General features: G+C 72.4%; 12 protein-coding genes. 8 read left to right on the forward strand and 4 right to left on the reverse strand.

Annotated features, from left to right (window positions below):
- Positions 1-10: 10 nt before the first annotated feature.
- Positions 11-2,563: an aminopeptidase N gene (gene pepN, locus ACN28F_RS23885; protein ID WP_289210118.1), complete on the reverse strand. Its 2,553-nt coding sequence runs from the start codon at positions 2,561-2,563 to the stop codon at positions 11-13.
- A gap of 217 nt (positions 2,564-2,780) precedes the next feature.
- Between pepN and ACN28F_RS23890 the strand changes: the two genes are divergently transcribed.
- From ACN28F_RS23890 to ACN28F_RS23905, 4 genes are all read left to right on the forward strand, one after another.
- Positions 2,781-3,407 (forward strand): disulfide bond formation protein DsbA, encoded by a 627-nt coding sequence (locus ACN28F_RS23890; protein ID WP_289210119.1) that lies wholly within the window; start codon positions 2,781-2,783, stop codon positions 3,405-3,407.
- Between the two features lie 129 nt (positions 3,408-3,536).
- Positions 3,537-3,779, forward strand: coding sequence for a hypothetical protein (locus ACN28F_RS23895; RefSeq protein ID WP_289210120.1), 243 nt, complete (start codon positions 3,537-3,539; stop codon positions 3,777-3,779).
- A gap of 121 nt (positions 3,780-3,900) precedes the next feature.
- Entirely contained in the window at positions 3,901-5,100 is a 1,200-nt protein-coding gene (locus tag ACN28F_RS23900; protein ID WP_289210121.1) for a DUF1015 family protein, read from the forward strand.
- A 43-nt stretch (positions 5,101-5,143) separates the two neighbouring features.
- Entirely contained in the window at positions 5,144-5,611 is a 468-nt protein-coding gene (locus ACN28F_RS23905; protein WP_289210122.1) for a ribose-5-phosphate isomerase, read from the forward strand.
- Positions 5,612-5,619: 8 nt separating this feature from the next.
- Here the strand turns inward: ACN28F_RS23905 and ACN28F_RS23910 are convergent, their stop codons facing one another.
- Both ACN28F_RS23910 and ACN28F_RS23915 read right to left on the reverse strand, forming a co-directional pair.
- Positions 5,620-6,105: a hypothetical protein gene (locus ACN28F_RS23910; RefSeq protein ID WP_421359774.1), complete on the reverse strand. Its 486-nt coding sequence runs from the start codon at positions 6,103-6,105 to the stop codon at positions 5,620-5,622.
- A 29-nt stretch (positions 6,106-6,134) separates the two neighbouring features.
- Positions 6,135-7,340, reverse strand: a complete 1,206-nt coding sequence (locus ACN28F_RS23915; RefSeq protein ID WP_421361491.1) for a GNAT family N-acetyltransferase — start codon at positions 7,338-7,340, stop codon at positions 6,135-6,137.
- A 134-nt stretch (positions 7,341-7,474) separates the two neighbouring features.
- Here ACN28F_RS23915 and ACN28F_RS23920 point away from each other — a divergent pair, with 134 nt between their 5' ends.
- From ACN28F_RS23920 to ACN28F_RS23930, 3 genes are read left to right on the forward strand one after another with little or no spacing between them, the layout of a single operon-like run.
- Positions 7,475-8,113: a hypothetical protein gene (locus ACN28F_RS23920; protein WP_421359776.1), complete on the forward strand. Its 639-nt coding sequence runs from the start codon at positions 7,475-7,477 to the stop codon at positions 8,111-8,113.
- A 38-nt stretch (positions 8,114-8,151) separates the two neighbouring features.
- A complete protein-coding gene (locus ACN28F_RS23925) occupies positions 8,152-9,069 on the forward strand; it encodes a phosphatase PAP2 family protein (protein ID WP_421359777.1) in 918 nt (305 codons plus the stop codon).
- Positions 9,070-9,086: 17 nt separating this feature from the next.
- Positions 9,087-9,980 carry a hypothetical protein gene (locus ACN28F_RS23930; RefSeq protein ID WP_289210125.1) on the forward strand — a complete coding sequence of 298 codons (894 nt, stop codon included), beginning with the start codon at positions 9,087-9,089 and terminating at the stop codon, positions 9,978-9,980.
- A gap of 103 nt (positions 9,981-10,083) precedes the next feature.
- Here ACN28F_RS23930 and metH read toward each other — a convergent pair whose 3' ends face one another.
- The gene (gene metH, locus ACN28F_RS23935) at positions 10,084-13,749 is read right to left on the reverse strand and encodes a methionine synthase (RefSeq protein ID WP_289210875.1); all 3,666 of its coding nucleotides are present in this window, start codon (positions 13,747-13,749) and stop codon (positions 10,084-10,086) included.
- 270 nt (positions 13,750-14,019) lie between these two features.
- Here metH and ACN28F_RS23940 point away from each other — a divergent pair, with 270 nt between their 5' ends.
- Positions 14,020-14,550: a hypothetical protein gene (locus tag ACN28F_RS23940; RefSeq protein WP_289210126.1), complete on the forward strand. Its 531-nt coding sequence runs from the start codon at positions 14,020-14,022 to the stop codon at positions 14,548-14,550.
- The last annotated feature ends 76 nt before the right edge of the window (positions 14,551-14,626 follow it).

The raw sequence follows: 14,626 nt of genomic DNA on the forward strand, positions 1-14,626 counted from the left end.
AGGGATTCGCTCAGCTGGCGGCAGCCGTGTCGGTGGCCCGCGCGGTCAACGCCCGGACCACCCCGTCGCGGCCCTCGGCGACCAGCCGGCGCAGCGGTGCCGGGTGGCCCTCGCCGGCCAACCACTCGTCGGTCGCGTCGACCGTCTCCTGCGACACCAGGTACGCCGGGTAGGCGAGCATGACGAACTCCTGCGCCGGCTCGCTGTCGCGGGTCGCCCAGATCCGGCCGGCCACCTCGAAGTACTTCTGCCGGTACGGCGCGGTCAGCTCGATCTGCGTCGGGTGCTGGAAGCCCTGCAGCAATGCCCGGTGCTGCCAGTTCGGCAGGCTGTCGGGTCCGGTCAGCTGGGCCCAGACGGCCGCCTTGTTGGCGACGTCCGGCAACAGGGCGCGGGCCAGCGCGGCCTCCCGTTCGCCACTGGCGGTACGGTCCCGGGCCAGCTCGGCGTCGATCTGTTCGCCGGTGGCGGCACCGTTGGCGGCCAACGACTGCAGCACCGTCCAGCGCAGCTCCGTGTCGATGGTCAGCCCCGGCACCACATCGGCGCCGTCGAGCCAGCCCCGCAGCACCGCCAGGTCGTCGTCGGAGCGGGCGGCGGTGGCGAAACTGCGCGCCCAGGCCAGCTGGAAACCGCTGCCCGGGTCGGCTGCCCGCAACGCCGTCCGGGCGGTACGGGCCAGGTCGGCCCAGCCCTGCGGTGCCCAGCCCGGCTCGGCGTAGAACGTCAGCGTGCTGGTCGCCTGCCGCAGGGTCGCGGTCACCAGGTTGATGTCGGTCTCGGCGGGCAGCCCGGCGAGGACCAGCGCGACGTAGTCGCGGGCGGCGAGTTCGCCGTCGCGCACCATGTCCCAGGCCGCCGCCCAGCACAGCGCCCGCGCCAGCGACGACTCGAACGCGCTGATGTGCTGTACCACGTTGGACATCGAGTCCGGGTCGAGTCGCAGCTTCGTGTAGCTCAGGTCGTCGTCGTTGAGCAGCAGCACGTCGGCGGCGCGCTGCCCGACCAGCTCGGGCAGCGCGGTCCGCTCACCGCTGATGTCGACCTCGGCCCGGTGCCGGCGCACCAGTCGCCCGTCGACCAGGTCGTAGAGGCCGACCCCGATCCGGTGGGTACGCAGCGTCGGGTATCCGGTCGGGGCCTCCTGCAGCACCGTCACCTGCTGGTAGGTGCCGTCTGCGCCGACCGACAGCTCCGGCCGCAACGTGTTGACCTGGGCGGTCTCCAACCACTGGGCGGCGAACTTGCGCAGCTCCCGACCGGAGGCGGTCTCCAGCTCGGTGAGCAGGTCGTCGAAGGTGGCGTTGCCCCAGGCATGCCGCTGGAAGTAGCTGCGCAGGCCGGCCAGGAACGATTCCAGACCCACGTACGCGACGAGCTGCTTGAGCACGCTGGCGCCCTTGGCGTACGTGATGCCGTCGAAGTTGACCTCGACCGCCTCCAGGTCCGGCATCTCGCAGTAGACCGGGTGGGTGGAGGAGAGCTGGTCCTGCCGGTAGCCCCAGTTCTTGCGGACCGACAGGAACGTGGTCCAGGCGTCGGTGAACCGGGTCGCCTCCGAGTTGCACCAGTGGCTGGCCCACTCGGCGAACGACTCGTTGAGCCACAGGTCGTTCCACCAGCGCATGGTGACCAGGTTGCCGAACCACATGTGCGCCAGTTCGTGCAGCACGGTGTTGGCCCGCTGTTCGTACTCGAAATCGGTGACCTGGGAGCGGAAGATGTAGTGCGCCTCGGCGTGGGTGACCGCACCGAAGTTCTCCATCGCGCCGGCGTTGAAGTCCGGCACCCAGATCTGGTCGTACTTGGGCAGCGGGTACCGGACCCCGAACTGGGTCTGGAAGAAGTCGAAGCCCTGTGCGGTGATCAGGTGCAGGTCGTCGACGTCGAGGTGGTCGGCCATGCTGGCCCGGCAGAAGTAGCCCAGGTCGACGCCGTCGTGGCTGCGCCGTACCTCGTGGTACGGGCCGGCGCACAGCGCGGTGATGTACGTGCTCATCCGCGCCGACTCGACGAAGTGGACGGTCTTGGCGTCGGTACCGGCCGGCTCCTCGCTGGCGACCGGCATGTTCGAGATGGCCCGCCAGTGCGCCGGCACGACCGCGTGCCAGGTGTAGACGCTCTTGAGGTCGGGCTGGTCGAAACAGGCGTACACCCGCTGGGCGTCGGCGGTCTCGAACTGGCTGTAGAGGTACGTCTCGCCGTCGACCGGGTCGACGCTGCGGTGCAGGCCCTGCCCGCTGGCCGAGTAGCTGAAGTCGGCCTCGACGACCAGGGTGTTCTCGGCGGCCAGGTCCGGCAGGGTCAGCCCGGTCTCGGCCGACCAGCCGGCCGGATCGAGCGGGCGTCCGTTGAGCGTCGCGGTGTGCAGCCGGTCGGCCGCCACTTCGATGAAGGTGCTCGCGCCCGGCTCGGTGCAGCGGAAGGTGACCGTCGTCGTCGAGCGGAACACCCGGTTGTCCGTGGCGTTGCCGGCGGCGGACAGGTCCAGGTGGATGTCATACCCGGTCACATCGAGCAGGCGGGCACGTTCAGCCGCCTCGACCTGGGTCAGGTTGCGCACTCCAGCCACCGTGGTGCCTCCGTCCGAAATCGTCCTGCCGTCTTCGTCGACGGCACGGGGACCTGCTGGGAATGGCCCCGTTCGGCCAAGTCTTTCACGTCATGGGCCGGTGGCGAGGCCGGCCCACATCATGGACGTGGGGTGGGTTGACCGACGTCCGGCGAGGTAAACCGGACCGGGACGGCCCAACGCCGCCGCAGAAAAGAGAGGGAGTCTGATGTCCGACCGTCAGACCGTGGACATGTACTTCGACCCGATGTGCCCGTGGGCCTGGATCACCTCGCGGTGGTTGCTGGAGGTGGAGCAGGTCCGGCCGGTGGACGTGCGGTTCCGGGTGATGAGCCTGGCCGTGCTCAACGAGGGGCGTGATCTGCCGGAGGAGTACCGCAAACTGCTGGACCAGGCCTGGGGACCGGTCCGGGTCGCCGTCGCGGTGCAGGAAAAGCACGACCAGGCGGCGGTACGGGCGGTCTACACCGCGCTGGGCGAGCGGATCCACCTGCGGCGGGAGAGCATCGACGAGCAGCTGTACGCGGGGGCGCTCGCCGACGCCGGCCTGGATCCGGGGTTCGCCGCCGCGGCCGCCGACCCGACCTGGGACGGGCCGCTGCGGACCAGTCATGCCGCCGGGATGGCGCCGGTCGGCATGGACGTCGGCACTCCGGTGATCCACGCGCCCGGCCCGGACGGCACCGGCCAGGTCGCCTTCTTCGGCCCGGTGGTCACCCCGACGCCGCGTGGCGAGGCCGCCGGGCGACTCTGGGACGGGGTCCTGCTGGTCGCCTCGACCCCGGGATTCTACGAGCTGAAGCGGTCCCGGGACGTGGATCCCACGTTCGACTGACGGGCGGAAAGTCCCCGGCGTGTCGCTGCACGCGCCACGTGACGCGTCGGCGACGCGGGTCGTTTCCCAGGATGTTCACCCCGCCGGCCCGGCAGGTAGCCGGGTCCACCCGACGCATCGGAGGTCAACATGCTGGTCGACATCGACATCGACGCCGACTACTGGGATCTGCCCGTGCTGCGTGAGGCGATCGCGGCCCGGGTCTGGGGCGCGGCGACCGAGGACGGCCCGTACGGGCCGGCGCCGTCGTACCCGTTGGCGGCCGTGACGCCGTCGTACCCGTTGGCGGTCGGGTCGTCGTACCCGACGGCGGTGGTGCCGGCCGCCCGGTCCGCCGGTGGCCGGCACCGGCGTGCCACCCCGGTGGGATGATCCGCCGCGCCCGCCGCGCCTGCGATGGGCAGCGGCCCGGTGGAGCCGGGCCGCTGTCCATCGGGTGGACAGGGCGGATGTATCGGGCGTCACAGCAGACGCCGCCGGTAGCGTCCGCGCCATGACGGTCGCACACCCGATTCCCCGCGCCTGGATCACCACCGGAGACACCGGCGCGCAGAATTACGACGAGTTCGCCTCCGACGCCGAGATCACCGCGATCATCGAGGCGAATCCCCGTAGCGCGTTGGCGGTGGAGATGCCGCACCGGGCCCCGGAGAGCCTGGGCCGGTCCTTCCTCGACTGCCTGCCGGTCGCCGCACAGCGGTTCGCCCAGGCCCGCGCCGACGGTAGCTACACCCCGGACGACCAGGTGGCGGTGCTCTACCGGATCACCGAGCCGGCCAGCGACGCGGCCGCGTACGGCCTGTTCGTGATGGTCGACACCGACCAGATCTCGACCAGCGCCGACGAACCGGGCCTGGTGATCCGCAACGAGGACGTGTTCATCGCCAAGGTCCGCGAACGGGTCGCGCTCGCCGAGGCCGTCGGGCACCTGCTCTCCCCGGTGCTGCTGCTGCAGACCGGCGTCGGCGACGAGCTGCACGCCGCGCTGGCCGCGGCCTGCGACGCCGCCGGCGCACCGGCCGCGACCGACCTGGACCAGGCCGGCCGCACCCATGCGATCTGGCCGGTCGGGCCGGGCCCGCTGCAGGACCGGCTCTGCGCGCTGGCCGGCGGCGGCGAACTCGTCGTGGCCGACGGCAACCACCGCAGTCTCGCCGCCCAGACCGGCGGGCTGACCCGCTTCCTGGCGGTCGTCACCACTCCGGCCTCGGTCGCCATCCAGCCGTACAACCGGCTGGTCAGCGAGTTGCCGTCGACCCCGGACGAGCTGCTGGCCGGGCTGCGGGCCGCCGGTGCCACGGTGACGGCGCTCGACGGTGCGCCGACGGTGCCGTCCGTCGGCGGCACCGTGCAGCTCTACCTGGCCGGTCGTGGCTACGAGGTGACCCTGCCGACCGGCTCCGGTGACCGGGTCGACAACCTGGACCACGCCCTGGTCGAGCGGGTGCTGCTGCGCGGCGTCCTCGGCCTCGACCCCGGTGACAAGCGGATCACCTACGTCGGCGGCGACTATCCGGCCGGCTGGCTGACCGGTGAGGTGGACGCCGGCCGGGCCGAACTGGCGGTACTGATCGCCCCGGTCACCGTCGACGACTTCGTCGCGGTGAACCTGGCCCGGCAGAAACTGCCCCGCAAGAGCACCTGGTTCACCCCGAAGGCCCGGGGCGGCCTGGTGGTGGCCGAAATCGGCTGACCCGGGTGTGCCGGTGCCCGGCCGGCGCTGACAGACTGCGGGTATGCGCGTCTACCTGGCAGCCGACCACGCCGGCTACGAGCTGAAGGTGCACCTGGCCAACCACCTGGCCAAGCAGGGGTACGAAGTGACCGACGTCGGACCGCACGAGTTCGACCCGGACGACGACTACCCGGCGTTCTGCCTGCACGCGGGCGCCCGGGTGGTCGCCGACCCGGGCAGCCTCGGGGTGGTGATCGGCGGTTCCGGCAACGGCGAGCAGATCGCCGCCAACAAGGTCCCCGGGGTCCGGGCGGCCCTGGCCTGGAACCTGGAGACCGCGCAGCTGGCGCGCACCCACAACGACGCCAACATCGTCGCGATCGGTGCCCGTCAGCACACCCTCGACGAGGCGACCACCCTGGTGGAGGCGTTCCTGGCGACCGGATTCTCCGGCAACGACCGGCATGCCCGGCGGATCGCCCAGGTCGCCGCGTACGAGGTCGACCGGGAGTTGCCGCCGCTGCCGTGACGGCGTCGTCAGCGGCGGGGCAGGTCCTCCCGGGGCACCCAGTGCCGGCGGACGATCGTCAGTGTCTCCTCGGCGGCGGCGAGGTCGTCTCCGGTGGGCCGGGAGGCGTCCCGGGCCCGTAGCGCGGTGGCCGGGTTGACCTGCGACGTGCCGGAGCCGACGAGACCGCGCAGGCCCCGGTCGGTGTCCCGGTCGTCGGAGCCGTAGCCGCTGCCGCCACCGCCGCCGGAGCGCCCGATGGTCTGCCGGCGCTGCCGATGCCCGCCGGGCTCCGGCCCACGCGGTACGGGGGAGGGCGGCCGGGGCCCCGGTGCCGGCGGGCGGGCCGGGACCGGATCAGGGCCCGTCGGCGGGACCGGCCACTGCGCTGGTCGGTTTGCGGCCGCCGGCGTCGGGCGGTCCGATGCCGGCGTCGGCCGGTCCGATGTCGGTGCACCCGGCTCGGTCGGCGTGCCGTGCCGCTGCCGTCGCCGTCGCCGTTCGATGTCCGCCATGCGCCGACCGTACCGCGCCCGGCGGCGGCTCAGAACACTTCGATGCCGGCCGGGGCGCGGTCCCAGCCGAACGCGGTCGCCGCCTCGGTCACCGCGCCGTGGCGCAGCTCGCGGACCCGGCCGGCGGCGGCCAGCGCCCGCAGCGACACCCCACCCAGGTACGCCGCGCCGAGATCACGCACGTCGCAGGCCAGATCCGCCGGTTCGGTGCTCGGTACGCAGCGGGCCCGCTCCCGGTCGCCGGTGAGCCGCCAGCGGCCGGCGTTGTCCGGCAGCAGCCCGTCGGTGACGTCGACGACCACGTCCACCCCGGCGGCGTACCGGCGGGCGGCCAGTGCCGCGCCGACGTCGACCAGCCGGACCCAGAGGCTGTCGGCGAGGGTCGCGCCGAGCTGCCGGGGCTCGTCGACCAGGTGCAGCAGCGGTTCGTCGGTCGCCGAGTACCGCAACGAGACACTGCGGCTCAGGTCGATGCCGGTGAGGAACCGCCACAGCTGCGCGTACGCGGCCGGATCGTCGGCCACCGCCTCGACGACCTGGACCCGGGCCTGCGGGCCCCGGGCGGACCAGTCGCTCGTCGTGCGCCACAGGGCGTAGCCGTCCGGCCCACCCGGCCCGTCGTGGACCACCGCGCGCAGCGCCGTCTGCCCGGACTGCCGGGCGGGCGTGTCGGCCAGCACGTACCGCCACCAGCGATCGTCGCGGCCCGACCAGCCGGGCCGACCGACCCGGACCCGCTCGTAGACCGCCGCCAGCGCCGGTGCCAGCGCGTCGGGGTCACCGGTGCGCAGGCCGGTGGTCGGACCCGAGCCGGCGACCCGGGTCTCCCGTAGGTCGATGTCGAGTTCGAGGCGCTGCGCCGCCATGCCGTAGCCGTACCGGGGATAGATGCGACCCTCGCTGGCCCAGAGCACCGCCACGGCCTCGCCGCCGTCGCGGACCTCGCGCAGCTGACGGTGCATCAGCCGGGTGAGCAGCCCGCGTCGCCGGTGGGTCGGTGCCACCACCACCATCGTGACGTGCGCGGCCGCCAGCACGTTGCCGGGAACGGTCAACTGCCGGGTGTACGCGCCCGCGTGGCCGACTATCCGGTCGTCGTCGGTGACGACCAGGCACCGGTCGGGTTCGAAGACGTCGCGTTCCATGGCGACGAAGTCCGGGTCCGGATTCTGGTGGAACGCCGCCAGCAGCAGCTCCAGGACAGGATCGAAATCCGCTGGTACGGCGGCCCGCATCGGCGGCGAAATATCGGTCACTGCACCTGTCTAGCCGATCGGTGGCGGGGTCGGCGACCTATTTGTCGGCTCGCTACTCTCGAAAGTGAGCATCTAGCGGTACGGGGGTCCGCCCGCACCCGTGGGGAGGAAACATGCCGGATCAGCACACGCCATGGGCCGAGCGGACCGTCGAGGTGCCGCCGCAGCGGACACCGGACGGCGGCGAGACCGCGACCCTGCCGGGCGGTGCGCCGGGTGGTGCCGACGCGGCGGGCGGCCCCGGCGCCGACGGTGCCGGGGTGTTCCAACGCGGGGTCGCGCAGGTCGGCCGGGCCACGCCCCGGACCGCCGAGTTCACCGCGCCGCACGAACCGACCGGCACCGGCTGGCCGCCGGAGGCCGGCGGACCCGGCTGGGCGGACGGCCCGGTACGCCAGCCCCGCCCGCCGATGAGCCACCATCTGGCCCAGTTGCGCCGGGGCGGTGAGTGGAGCGTGCTCGGCGGGCTGTTCGCCTTCGTCTGCTGGGGCGTCTGGGCGATCTCGGCGCGCGGCAACCTGGGCAGCCCGGTGCTCACCTTCGTGCTGACCCTGCTGGTCGGCGTCGGTCTGTTCGCGCTCTGCCGGGTGGTCGGCCGGGTGGTGCTGGAGCGCCAGCTCGGCCGGGTACGCCGGGGCGCCCGCGCCTCGCACATGGTGACCGGCGCGTACCTGATCGTCGTCGGGTTCGCGTACCTGCGGCAGACCGAATGGGTGGTCAGCGCCTGGAACTGGATCGCCGGTTGGTTCTGACCCGGGCGGTGCCGTCCGGCCGGCGCTACCGTGACGACATGCGCAGTCGCGGCGCGACCCTTCTGGCGGCCTGGTGCCTACTGCTGGCCGTCGGGCAGACTCTGGCGTTCGCGCTGGTCTGGTGGGCCTTCGTCCGGACCTGGCGGGGGCAGATGCTCGACACGATCGCGCTGACCGGCAACTCGATCGGCCAGGACGAGGCGTACGGGCCGGCGAGCACGGTTCTCGGTGTGGTGTCGGTGGCGTCGTTGGCGCTGGCGACCGGGGTCATCGGGTTCATCGCGCTGCTGCGCGGCCGGGTGCTGCTCGCTGTGGTGGCGATGGCGGTGATCGCCGGGTCGAACCTGACCACCCAGCTGTTCAAGTACCGGGTCGGCCGGCCGGATCTGGGCGTCGACCCGATCGACGCGTACGCGGCCAACAGCCTGCCCAGCGGGCACACCACGGTCGCCGTGTCGGTGGCGGTGGCGTTGGTGCTGGTGTTGCCGGCGGCGCTGCGGGGGATCGGTGCGCTGGCCGGCGCGGCGTACGCGGCGGCCGCCGGGGTGGCGACGCTGTTGGCCGGTTGGCACCGGCCCAGCGACGCGGTGGCGGCGATCCTGGTGGTGGGGGCCTGGGCGGCGGCCGGGATGCTGGTGCTCGCGCTGGCCCGGCCGGCCGACGCCGAGTTGCGCCCCAGCGGCCGGCACCCGGCCGCGTCGACCCTGCTGGTCACGGCCGGGCTGGCGTTGCTGGTCGTGGCCGGGCTGGCGCTGGTGTCGACCGAACCGGTGACCGCGACTGCGCTGGAGGTGGTGAGCCGCCGCCGGCTGTTCGTGGCCTACGCCGGCAGCGCGGCGGGGATCGCCGGCACGGCAGCGTTGGTCCTGGCGACGGTCCTGGCCACCGCCCGGTACGTGGTCGTCTCCCCGGCCGCGGCCCCGGACCGCGCGACGGTGGGAACCGTCCGGGATTGAGCCACGTCTCAGTGGACATGACGACTTATCGAGGCGTACGGGTGGCGGCGACCGCCGCCTCCCTGTTGCTGCTGACCACTGCATGTGCCCAGACCGGCGGGGCTGACGCCGCCGAGGACGCCGTCGCTGGCGGCTCGGCGCTGTCCGGCGACGCACTGGTGCTGCGGGTGGACCACACCGGTGGGTTCACCACCCCGGCGATGCTGGCGACCCGGCTGCCGTTGATCAGTGTGTACGCGGACGGCCGGGTGATCACCCAGGGCCCCACGATCCTGGTCTATCCCGGTCCGGCGATGCCCAACCTGCAGGTCCAGACGATCAGCGCCGAGCAGGTCGACGACCTGGTCAAGCAGGCGCTGGCCGCCGGGGTCGGGACCGTGTCGGACCTCGGCACCCCGCCGGTGGCCGACGCCACCTCCACCCGGTTCACCGTGCAGACCGACGACGGCGTCGAGCAGTTGGAGGTCTACGCGTTGGCGGAGGCCGCCGACGCCGGGCAGTCAGGGCTGACCGACGAGCAGGTCTCGGCCCGGGAGAAGCTGCGGGCGTTCGCCGACTCGCTGACCGACCTGCCGGGCACGATCGGCGGCTCGGCGGACGATTCCGCGCCGTACGTGGCGACGGCGATCGCCGCTGTCGCCGAGCCGTGGGTGGCCGTCGACGAGACAGTCGACGCCAGCCAGGCGGAGGTGGCCTGGCCCGGCCCGCAACTGCCCGGTACGGCGCTGTCGCCGAACCTGGAGCTCGGCTGCGTGACGGTCACCGGTGCCGAGCTGGAGAAGTTGCGGACGCTGGCGGAGGACGCCACCACCGCCACCCCGTGGACCTCCGACGGTAAGCGGTGGACCGTCACCCTGCGGCCGCTGCTGCCCGACGAGTCGGACTGCGCCGACATCGCCGCGTCGCGCTGACCCTCCCCAGCCGCCGGCGATCCCGGTCGGGGTGTCCGCGACGACTCGTCGCGGACACCCCGACCGGCTGCGTCCTCGTCGGTGTGCGGCAGCCAGCTGCGGCTCAGTCGGTCTCGTACCCGAGGTTCGGCCGCAACCAGCGCTCCACCTCGGCCAGCGGCACCCCCCGTCGGGCGGCGTAGTCCTCGGCCTGGTCGCGGCCGATGCGTCCCACCGTGAAGTAGCGCGACGCAGGGTGGGCGAACAGCAGTCCGCTGACGGCCGCAGCCGGGGTCATCGCCCCCGACTCGGTCAACGCGATCCCGGCCCGACCGGCGTCCAACAGGTCGAACAGCTGCCACTTCTCGCTGTGGTCCGGGCTGGCCGGGTAACCGAGCGCCGGGCGGATTCCCCGGAACCGTTCGGCGTGCAGATCCGCCACGTCCGGGTCGGCGTCCGGCTCGTACCAGTCCCGCCGGGCCCGCAGGTGCAGGTGTTCGGCGAACGCCTCGGCCAACCGGTCGGCCAGCGCCTTCACCATGATCGCCCGGTAGTCGTCCTGAGCGGCCTCGTAGCCGGCGGCCAGCTCCTCCGCGCCGTGTACGGCGACCGCGAAGCCGCCGAGGTGGTCACCGGCCGGGGCCACGTAGTCGGCGAGGCTGCGGTTGGGTCGGCCGGCCGGCTTGGTGGTCTGCTGACGCAGCATCGGCAGCCGTACCGACTGGCCGGAGTCGGCGCCGAGCACCAGGTCGTCACCGTCGGAGTGGGCCGGCCAGAACCCGTACGCGCCGTGCGCCCGCAACGAACCGTCGGCGATGATCTGGTCGAGCATCGTGTTGGCGTCGTCGAACAACTCCCGGGCGACCGGCTGCTCCAGGATTGCCGGGTACTTGCCCTTGAGCTCCCAGGCCAGGAAGAGGAACTGCCAGTCGATCATCGGCCGGAGCTCGTCGAGGGTGGGTTCGACGTAGCGCACCCCGGTGAACGCCGGCACCGGCAGGTCGTCGAAGGAGACCGTCTCCCGGTTGGCCCGGGCCTGGGCCAGGGTGAGCAGCGGCTGCCGCCGGTTGGTGTGCTGCTCGCGCAGCCGCTCCTGGTCGGCCCGGTTGTCTGTGTCGAACTGCTCCGCCCGGTCGGCGCTGAGCAGGTCGGAGACCACCCCGACGACCCGGGAGGCGTCGAGGACGTGCACGGTGACGCCCTCGTACGCCGGCGCGATCCGCACCGCCGTGTGCTGGCGGGACGTGGTCGCCCCGCCGATCAGCAGCGGCAGCTTCAGCCCGCGGCGCTGCATCTCTCCGGCGACCGTGACCATCTCGTCCAGCGACGGGGTGATCAGGCCGGACAGCCCGACGGCGTCGGCGTTCTCGGCGATCGCGGTGTCCAGGATCTTCGCGGCCGGCACCATCACCCCGAGGTCGATCACCCGGTAGTTGTTGCAGCCCAGCACCACCCCGACGATGTTCTTGCCGATGTCGTGCACGTCGCCCTTGACGGTGGCCAGCACCACCGTGCCCGGCCCGCGTTCGCCAGCGGGGTCGAACTCGGTGCCGGCGGCGGTGGCGTCCTGGCGGGCCTGTTCCTTCTCGGCCTCCAGGTACGGCTCCAGGTAGGCGACCGACCGCTTCATCACCCGGGCGCTCTTGACCACCTGTGGCAGGAACATCTTGCCGGAGCCGAACAGGTCGCCGACGACCTTCATGCCGTCCATCAACGGACCCTCGATCACGTCGAGTGGCCGGGCCGCCTGCTGGCGGGCCTCCTCGGTGTCGGACTCGATGAAGTCGACGATGCCGTGAACCAGGGCGTGCGACAGCCGGGCGGCGACCGGCGCGTCGCGCCAGGACAGGTCCACGGCGCGTTTCGTGCCGGAGCCGGAGACCGTGCCGGCGAAGGTGACCAGCCGGTCGGTGGCGTCCGGGCGCCGGTCGAACAGCACGTCCTCGACCAGTTCCAGCAGGTCGGCCGGGATGTCCTGGTAGACGGCGAGCTGCCCGGCGTTGACGATGCCCATGTCCAGTCCGGCCCGCACCGCGTGCAGCAGGAACGCCGAGTGCATCGCCTCGCGGACCACGTCGTTGCCCCGGAACGAGAACGACAGGTTGGAGATGCCGCCGCTGGTGCGGGCGCCCGGGCACCGCTGCTTGATCAGCGGCAGCGCGTCGATGAATGCCTTGGCGTACCCGTTGTGTTCGCTGATCCCGGTGGCGACGGCCAGCACGTTCGGGTCGAAGATGATGTCGGTCGGGTCGAACCCGGCCTCCCCGGTGAGCAGGTCGTACGCGCGGGCGCAGATGTCGACCTTGCGCTGCGTGGTGTCGGCCTGGCCCTGCTCGTCGAAGGCCATCACCACCACGCCGGCGCCGTACCCACGGATCTTGCGGGCCTGGTCGAGGAAGACCTCCTCGCCCTCCTTCAGACTGATCGAGTTGACCACGGCCTTGCCCTGTACGCACTTGAGCCCGGCCTCGAGCACGCTCCACCGCGAGCTGTCGATCATGATCGGGATCCGGGCCACCTCCGGCTCGGTGGCGATCAGGTTGAGGAAGGTGACCATCGCCTGCTCACTGTCGAGCAGGTCGGCGTCCATGTTCACGTCGAGCAGGTTCGCCCCGCCCCGGACCTGGTCGAGCGCCACGTCCACGGCGGCCTGGAAGTCGCCGGCCTCGATCAGCCGGCGGAACTTCGCCGACCCGGTCACGTTGGTCCGCTCACCGATCATCACGAACCCGGTGTCCGGGCCGATCTCGAACGGCTCCAGACCACTGAACCGGCTGGTCCGCTCCGGCTGTGGCACGACCCGGGGTGGCGCCCCGGCGACGGCCTTGGCGATCTGCGCGATGTGCTCCGGCGTGGTGCCGCAGCAGCCGCCGACGAGGTTGACCATGCCGGCGCCGGCGAAGTCCGCCAGCAGCGCGCCGGTCTCGGTCGGCGTCTGGTCGTAGCCGCCGAACGCGTTCGGCAGCCCGGCGTTGGGGTGGCAGGCGGTGAAGGTGCCGGCCAGCCGGGTCAGCTCTGCGACGTGCGGGCGCATCTCCTCCGCACCGAGCGAGCAGTTCACCCCGACGACCAGCGGCCGGGCGTGCTCGACGGAGCGCCAGAACGCCTCGACGGTCTGCCCGGACAGGGTCCGCCCGGAAAGGTCGACGATGGTGACGGAGATCCACAGCGGCAGCTGCGGGACGGCCTCGCGGGCCGCCGCGATCGCCGCCTTGGCGTTGAGCGTGTCGAAGATCGTCTCGATCAGCAGCAGGTCGACGCCGCCCTCGGCGAGCGCCACCATCTGTTCGGCGTACGTCGCCTTCACCTGGTCGAAGGTGACCGCCCGGTAGGCCGGGTCCTCCACCCGGGGCGACAGCGACAGGGTGACGTTGAGCGGGCCGACCGAGCCGGCCACGAACCGCCCGCCGAACTCGTCGGCGGCCTGGCGGGCCAGCTGTGCGCCGCGCAGGTTCATCTCCGGCACGTACGCCTCCAGACCGTAGTCGGCCTGGGCGATGCTGGTCGCGGTGAACGTGTTGGTGGTGGTGATGTCCGCCCCGGCGGCCAGGTACTGCCGGTGCACGTCGAGAATCACGTCCGGCCGGGTCAGGTTCAGCAGGTCCGGGTCACCAGCGACGTCGCGCGGATGATCGGTGAACCGGTCGCCGCGGTAGTCCTCCGGAGTGAGCCGGGCACCCTGCAGCATGGTGCCCCACGCCCCGTCGAGTACCGCGATCCGCTGGCTGAGCAGCTCCCGGAGCGCCCGCTCACTGTCGCTGACGTGTGACAAGTCGCTGACGTGTGACAACTGGACCACCTGGCTACCTCCGTACTGTCCGGAGGCGCCCTTGTCACTGGTCACGCCCCCGCTGACAGGTCGTGATCGCGGCCGAGCGTGGCGGGCGCTCCACGCCCGTCGCAGCGCCTCTCGACCTCGCGCCGAGTCTACCCCTGCGGGCCCGGACACACCCGCAGCACGGCTGCCGTGCCCTTCGCACACCTGTCGGGTAGCTTCGTTCACCGGCTGGGCCGCCCACCGCGTCAGGGCGGCCACCGGACCGACGGGAGATGTAACGACATGGGCAGGAAGACGGTGTACGTCTCCGATTTCAGCGGTGCTGTTCTGGATCCGGGCGACGAGGTGGTGCGGGTGGTCGTCCTGGAGCACCCGGACCTGGTCGCCGGCCCGGTGCGGCTGGAAGCGCGACCCGACGAGGTGGACAGCATCGACGACGCGGCGCTCGACGTCGCCGTGGTGGAGATCCACGACGGGCAGGGCGACGGCGAGCCACGCCGGGTGACGCTGACCGCCAGCGAGTTCGACTCGCTCGCCACCGACGTGCCCATGGCCCAGCTGCTGCGGACCGCCGAGCGGGTCAAGCCGGCCAGGACCACCCGCCGGTCGACCGAGCGGATCGACTACGCGACCCTGGAGCACGCGGGCAAGCCGCACCGCGGTCGGACCACCGAGGATGAGGCCCGGCTGGTCCGCGACCACCTCGACGAGATCAACAAGCGGTTGGCCGACGAGGGGCTGCGCCAGATCGACCCGGCCGATCCCGACCACGCCGAGCGGTACGGCTTCGCCACCCCCGCTGAGCCGGCCTGACCAGCCCGGATCGGCCGGCCTGAAATGTCGGTCCCCCGCTGCATACTCCGGTCGGGCCGACGACGGCCGTCGGCGT

The organism is Solwaraspora sp. WMMA2101, from assembly GCF_049179175.1.
Taxonomy (GTDB): domain Bacteria; phylum Actinomycetota; class Actinomycetes; order Mycobacteriales; family Micromonosporaceae; genus Micromonospora_E.

What these genes read in the sequence shown, in the direction of transcription:
- ACN28F_RS23890 (WP_289210119.1), top strand. Translation starts at nt 2,781, where the DNA reads ATGTCCGACCGTCAGACCGTGGACATGTACTTCGACCCGATGTGCCCG.
- ACN28F_RS23895 (WP_289210120.1), top strand. Translation starts at nt 3,537, where the DNA reads ATGCTGGTCGACATCGACATCGACGCCGACTACTGGGATCTGCCCGTG.
- ACN28F_RS23900 (WP_289210121.1), top strand. Translation starts at nt 3,901, where the DNA reads ATGACGGTCGCACACCCGATTCCCCGCGCCTGGATCACCACCGGAGAC.
- ACN28F_RS23905 (WP_289210122.1), top strand. Translation starts at nt 5,144, where the DNA reads ATGCGCGTCTACCTGGCAGCCGACCACGCCGGCTACGAGCTGAAGGTG.
- ACN28F_RS23910 (WP_421359774.1), bottom strand. Translation starts at nt 6,105, where the DNA reads ATGGCGGACATCGAACGGCGACGGCGACGGCAGCGGCACGGCACGCCG.
- ACN28F_RS23915 (WP_421361491.1), bottom strand. Translation starts at nt 7,340, where the DNA reads ATGCGGGCCGCCGTACCAGCGGATTTCGATCCTGTCCTGGAGCTGCTG.
- ACN28F_RS23920 (WP_421359776.1), top strand. Translation starts at nt 7,475, where the DNA reads ATGCCGGATCAGCACACGCCATGGGCCGAGCGGACCGTCGAGGTGCCG.
- ACN28F_RS23925 (WP_421359777.1), top strand. Translation starts at nt 8,152, where the DNA reads ATGCGCAGTCGCGGCGCGACCCTTCTGGCGGCCTGGTGCCTACTGCTG.
- ACN28F_RS23930 (WP_289210125.1), top strand. Translation starts at nt 9,087, where the DNA reads ATGACGACTTATCGAGGCGTACGGGTGGCGGCGACCGCCGCCTCCCTG.
- ACN28F_RS23940 (WP_289210126.1), top strand. Translation starts at nt 14,020, where the DNA reads ATGGGCAGGAAGACGGTGTACGTCTCCGATTTCAGCGGTGCTGTTCTG.